Raw genomic sequence first — 2,157 nt, forward strand, 5'->3', positions numbered from 1 at the left:
GGCCTGCCATTGGAAGGAGTGCGCCTGCGGATCGACTCCCCAGATGCGGAAGGTGTAGGCCGGGTTGCGTTGGCAGGCCCGGTCCTAGCCGAGGGCTACGCCGCTACCGGCGGCAGCACCGTCTTCCAAACGGGACCGGATGGGCGCTTGGAGGTGCTCACCAGCGACCTCGGACGCTTGGTCCCCGGTCCAGACGGGGAGCCGTGCCTGGAGGTGCTGGGACGGGTGGACGACCTGATCGTCACCGGCGGGGTCAAGGTACGCCCCCAGGAGGTGGAGGCAGTGCTGCTCACCCTGCCGGGGGTGGCGCAGGCCTGCGTAGTGGGCGTACCTCATGAGCGTTGGGGGAGTGCGGTAACCGCGGTGGTCGTGCCCCAGCCGGAAATAACGCCCAGTCAGGAGTGGTGCGAGGCGCTGCGGCAGTCTGCCCGCCGCCTGCTGCCCGGTCCGGGCGCTCCTAAGCGGGTGTTGGCGACTGTGGGGGCTGCCTACGCGCGGCCCGGGCAAAGTTGACCGGCTTGGCGTGGTCCAACTGGGCTGCACAAGGCAGTGAAAAACCGTGAGAGTGTCCGAAAATGCAGCACTTTGAACAGTGCGCTCTCAGAAGCCTGCGGAGAATCCGCAGAATTGCAACGTTCTTCAGCGTGCCCCAGACAGCCAAACTCTCAAAGTGCTGCAATTCGTGCCACTTTCGTCTGCGGTAGGCTCCCAGCGCCCCGCCCCGGGCAGAGAGGAAACCATGACCAGCCATTCCCAGCCCAGCACTCAGGCCGCCACCCCCCAGCCTGCGGCCACCAGCTGGGCCGAGGTGGTCCGCCTGCGCACGCTCCCCGCCGCCGTTGCCCCCGTGATCCTGGGAACCGGCGCAGCCGCCGCCCTGGGTGGCTTCTCGCTCCCGCGCAGCCTCCTAGCCGCAGCGGTGGCTCTGTCCTTGCAAATCGGCTCCAACCTGGCCAATGACTACTCCGACGGGCATTCGCGGCACCGACGATGACCGCACCGGCCCGCCCCGTCTGACCGCCTCCGGCCAGGTGGCGCCTAAAACCGTCAAATATGCGGCTTTTGGCTGCTTCGGTTTGGCCGGGTTATTTGGCTTGGCGCTGCTGGCACTGTCTGGTCAGTGGTGGATGCTGCTGCTGGGGGTAGCGGCGGTGGCTGCCGCCTGGTTCTACACGGGTGGTCCTCATCCATACGGATATGCAGGTCTGGGGGAGGTCTTCGTCTTCCTGTTCTTTGGGCTGATGGCCACCGTCGGCACCACCTATCTGCAAACCGGCACCGCCCCGGGCTGGGTTTGGCTGGCTGCCTGCGGCATTGGCCTGATCGCCTGCTCCCTGCTTATGGTCAACAACCTGCGTGATATCCACACCGACCCTGCCCACGGCAAACGCACCCTGGCTGTGCGTCTGGGTGAGACCCGGGCCCGTCAGGCCTTTACCGCCATGATTGGGGCACCGGTGCCCTTGGCGCTCGCGGCCTTGAGCTGGGCGCGCTGGGCAGATCGCGGCGATGGCAATGCTTTGGGCGGCAGCATTCAGCTGCTTGTGATGACAGCGGTTTTGGGCTGGCTGGCTCTGCGCACCACCCGCACGGTGCGCGCGGGGGCCAGCGGTCGCGCGCTAATTCCAGCATTGCGGGATGCGGGCTTGTTCGAGCTGGTCTACGGCGTGGTGGTCGGTCTAGCTTTCATCACTGTTACCGCTGCTTGAAGTAGAGCAGAGCCTGCTTGGTGGAGTTGTGGCGTCTCTATGCAGCCTTGCCTGCCAGCTGCTTGGGCACGACCGGGGCGAGCGGAGCTTTGCAAGGCACGAACGGAGGCGGGACGTAGGCCAGGAAGACACCGCCCGGAGCCAGGGCGCGAGCGCTCTGCGCCACGCAGTCCCAGGGCGCCAGCATGTCCAAGACGATGCGGTCCACACTGGCATCGAGCACGTGTTTGCCGACGACGTCGTTGAAATCTCCGGCGCGCAGTTCCCATGCGGGGTGGTGGCGTCCGAACCAACAGTCGACATTGCTTGCAGCAATCTGGGCAAAGTCGTGGCGCCGCTCAATGGAGAGCAGGTGGCCGCTCTCCCCGATGGCGGACAGCAGGTTCATGGTCAGGGCGCCCGAACCGACGCCCGCCTCAATTACGCGGGCACCCGGGTAAATATCACC

At 66.2% G+C, this 2,157-nt stretch carries 2 protein-coding genes and 1 pseudogene; 2 read left to right on the forward strand and 1 reads right to left on the reverse strand.

Annotated features, from left to right (window positions below; translation table 11 throughout):
• Together DR039_RS03440 and DR039_RS03445 are read left to right on the forward strand one after the other, a co-directional pair.
• Positions 1–513 (forward strand): AMP-binding enzyme (locus tag DR039_RS03440; protein ID WP_146742215.1); only part of this gene is annotated, 513 nt, incomplete at its 5' end.
• A gap of 226 nt (positions 514–739) precedes the next feature.
• Positions 740–1,709: pseudogene (locus DR039_RS03445) on the forward strand (1,4-dihydroxy-2-naphthoate polyprenyltransferase).
• A gap of 37 nt (positions 1,710–1,746) precedes the next feature.
• Here the strand turns inward: DR039_RS03445 and DR039_RS03450 are convergent.
• Positions 1,747–2,157, reverse strand: a 411-nt coding sequence (locus DR039_RS03450; RefSeq protein WP_324252478.1) for a class I SAM-dependent methyltransferase, incomplete at its 5' end; no start/stop codon positions are given.

Source organism: Actinomyces bovis, from assembly GCF_900444995.1.
Taxonomy (GTDB): domain Bacteria; phylum Actinomycetota; class Actinomycetes; order Actinomycetales; family Actinomycetaceae; genus Actinomyces; species Actinomyces bovis.